Source organism: Mycobacterium sp. E342, from assembly GCF_001667665.1.
Lineage (GTDB): Bacteria > Actinomycetota > Actinomycetes > Mycobacteriales > Mycobacteriaceae > Mycobacterium.
Window position 1 is genome coordinate 1 of record NZ_LZJM01000121.1, and the last position, 2951, is coordinate 2951.

Consider the following 2951-nt stretch of genomic DNA (forward strand, 5'->3'; position numbering starts at 1 on the left):
ACGTCAGACATCTCCACTAAGCCCGGAGGTCCTCCCTTCTCACAGTCAAACCGTCAACAACGTTCGAGCCGGGTACACCTAGACGGCGCGCTTGAGGTCGTCGACCTTGTTGAGCTGCTCCCACGGCAGCTCGATGTCGGTGCGGCCGAAGTGGCCGTACGCGGCGGTCTGCGCGTAGATCGGGCGCAACAGGTCCAGGTCGCGGATGATGGCGCCGGGCCGCAGGTCGAAGACCTCCGGGACGATCTTCTCGATCTTGACCGGGTCGACCGTGGCGGTGCCGAACGTCTCCACGAACAGCCCGACGGGGGCGGCTTTGCCGATCGCGTAGGCCACCTGCACCTCGACCCGCTCGGCCAAACCAGCGGCGACGATGTTCTTGGCCACCCAGCGCATCGCGTAGGCGGCCGAGCGGTCCACCTTGGACGGATCCTTGCCGGAGAAGGCGCCGCCGCCGTGGCGGGCCCATCCGCCGTAGGTGTCGACGATGATCTTGCGGCCGGTCAGCCCCGCGTCGCCCATCGGGCCGCCCAGGACGAACTTGCCGGTCGGGTTGAAGAGCAGCCGCGTCTGCGAGGTGTCCAGCGTGTCGTGCGCCAGATCGTCGAGCACGGTGTTGACCACCTTCTCCCGAAGGTCGGGGGTCAGGGTCTTCTCCAGGTCGATGTCGGCCGCGTGCTGGGTGGAGATCACCACGGTGTCGAGCCGGACGGGGACGTTGTCTTCGTATTCGATGGTGACCTGCGTCTTGCCGTCCGGGCGCAGGTACGGCAGCACGCCGTTCTTCCGCACCTCGGTCAGCCGCCGGGACAGGCGGTGGGCCAGGGCGATGGGCAGCGGCATGTATTCGGGGGTGTCGGCGATCGCGTAGCCGAACATCAGGCCCTGGTCGCCGGCGCCCTGGGAGTCCAGCGGATCCCGCTCACCCTCGACCCGGGCCTCGTAGGCGGTGTCGACGCCCTGGGCGATGTCGGGCGACTGGGCGCCGATGCCGATGTTCACCCCGCACGACGCCCCGTCGAAGCCCTTGTCCGACGAGTCGTAGCCGATCTCGAGGATGCGCTCGCGGACCGTGTTGGTGATGTCGGCGAACGCCTCCTTGGCGGTCGTCGTCACCTCACCGACGACGTGCACCTGACCGGTGGTGACCAGCGTCTCCACCGCGACACGTGAGCGGGGGTCCTGCGCCAGCAGGGCGTCGAGAACAGAGTCGCTGATCGCGTCACAGATCTTGTCGGGATGTCCCTCAGTCACCGACTCACTGGTAAACAGGCGACCCTTTTCGCTCACAATCTCAACCCTTCCAAATAGTTAGTTAACCGAATTATATCGGCTGGCATGGTGCCGGCCGGCACCTGGCCTGGCGCCACAGGAAAACCGAACCGTATTACCCGCCGCCGTGCAGGAACGCGCCGATCGCATCCACGATACGACTGGCCATCAGCGTCTTGGAACCGTGCTGCAGCGCGGACTCGGTGCCGTCGGCGGTAAGCAGCCATCCGTCGTTGCTGTCCACCTCGAAGGCCCTGCCGTCGCCCACCGCGTTCACCACCAACAGGTCGCAGCCCTTGCGGCGCAGCTTGGCGCGGGCGTGGAAGAGCACGTCGCCGTTGGCGTCGCCGGTTTCCGCGGCGAAGCCGACGATGGCCCGCATGTTGGGCAGCTCGCCGTGGGCCCGCGCCCGCACGGCGCCGGCCAGCACGTCGTCGTTGCGCACCAGCTCGATCACGGGCGGCTCGTCTCGGTCGTCCGGACCCTTTTTGATCTTGGCGGCGGAAACCTGCGCGGGCCGGAAGTCGGCGACGGCCGCCGCCATCACCAGCACGTCGGCCGCGGGGGCGTGCTTGGCCACCGCGTCGCCGAGCTGCTCCGCGGAGCTGACGTGGACGACCTCGACGCCGGCGGGATCGATGAGTCCGGCGGTGTGCCCGGCGATCAGCGTGACCTCGGCGCCGCGCTGGGCGGCGACGCGGGCCACCGCATAGCCCTGCTTGCCCGAGCTGCGGTTGCCGATGAAACGGACCGGGTCGATCGGCTCGCGGGTGCCGCCGGCGGTCACCAGCACCTTGCAGCCGGCCAGGTCGTAGGGAAGCGCATCGTGGCGTTCGAGCAGCAGCTCAGCCAGCGTGGTGATCTCCTCCGCCTCGGGCAGCCGTCCCGAGCCGCTGTCGGCGCCGGTGAGCCGGCCGAACGCGGGTTCGAGCACCACGGCTCCGCGCCGCCGCAGGGTGGCCACGTTGTCGACGGTGGCCGGGTGCAACCACATCTCGGTGTGCATCGCGGGCGCGAACAGCACCGGGCAGCGCGCGGTGAGCAGGGTCGCGGTCAGCAGGTCGTCGGCGCGGCCGTGCACCGCGCGGGCCAGCAGATCCGCCGTGGCCGGCGCCACCACGACCAGGTCGGCCTTCTGGCCGAGCTGGACGTGCGGCACGTCCGGGACGTTCTCGAAAACCCCGGTGTGCACCGGCTGGCCGGACAGCGCCTCGAACGTGGCGGCCCCGACGAACCGCAGCGCGGATTCGGTGGGGATGACCCGCACCCGGTGACCGGCCTCGGAGAGCTGACGAACGACCGTGCACGCCTTATAGGCGGCGATGCCACCGGAGACGCCGACGATGACGTTTTTCGCGACCCGATCGCGGTTGTCCACAGCGCGCCCGGCCCAGCCTGTTACTCGCCCTCGGTGTGCTCGAGCAGGTCGGCGTGGATCTCGCGCAGCGCGATCGACAACGGCTTCTCCTGCAGCCCCGGCTCGACCAGCGGCCCGACGTATTCGAGGATCCCCTCGCCGAGCTGGTTGTAGTAGTCGTTGATCTGCCTGGCGCGCTTGGCCGCGTAGATGACCAGGGCGTACTTGCTCGACACGCGGTCCAGCAGCTCGTCGATGGGCGGGTTGGTGATGCCCAGCGGGGTGTCGTAGGCGCGTTGTCCGCCCGCCGACGGGTCGAACC

The 2951-nt window shown here is 69.1% G+C and carries 3 protein-coding genes; all 3 read right to left on the minus strand.

Going from position 1 to position 2951, the window contains the following annotated elements; all coding sequences use genetic code 11:
- Positions 1-78 precede the first annotated feature (78 nt).
- The gene (gene metK, locus A5692_RS07710; RefSeq protein ID WP_068054233.1) at positions 79-1290 is read right to left on the minus strand and encodes a methionine adenosyltransferase; all 1212 of its coding nucleotides are present in this window, start codon (positions 1288-1290) and stop codon (positions 79-81) included.
- A gap of 97 nt (positions 1291-1387) precedes the next feature.
- Complete coding sequence (gene coaBC, locus A5692_RS07715; protein WP_068054235.1) at positions 1388-2650, minus strand: bifunctional phosphopantothenoylcysteine decarboxylase/phosphopantothenate--cysteine ligase CoaBC; 1263 nt, start codon at positions 2648-2650, stop codon at positions 1388-1390.
- Between the two features lie 20 nt (positions 2651-2670).
- The coding region (gene rpoZ, locus A5692_RS07720; RefSeq protein ID WP_067928512.1) for a DNA-directed RNA polymerase subunit omega at positions 2671-2951 on the minus strand (281 nt) is incomplete at its 5' end.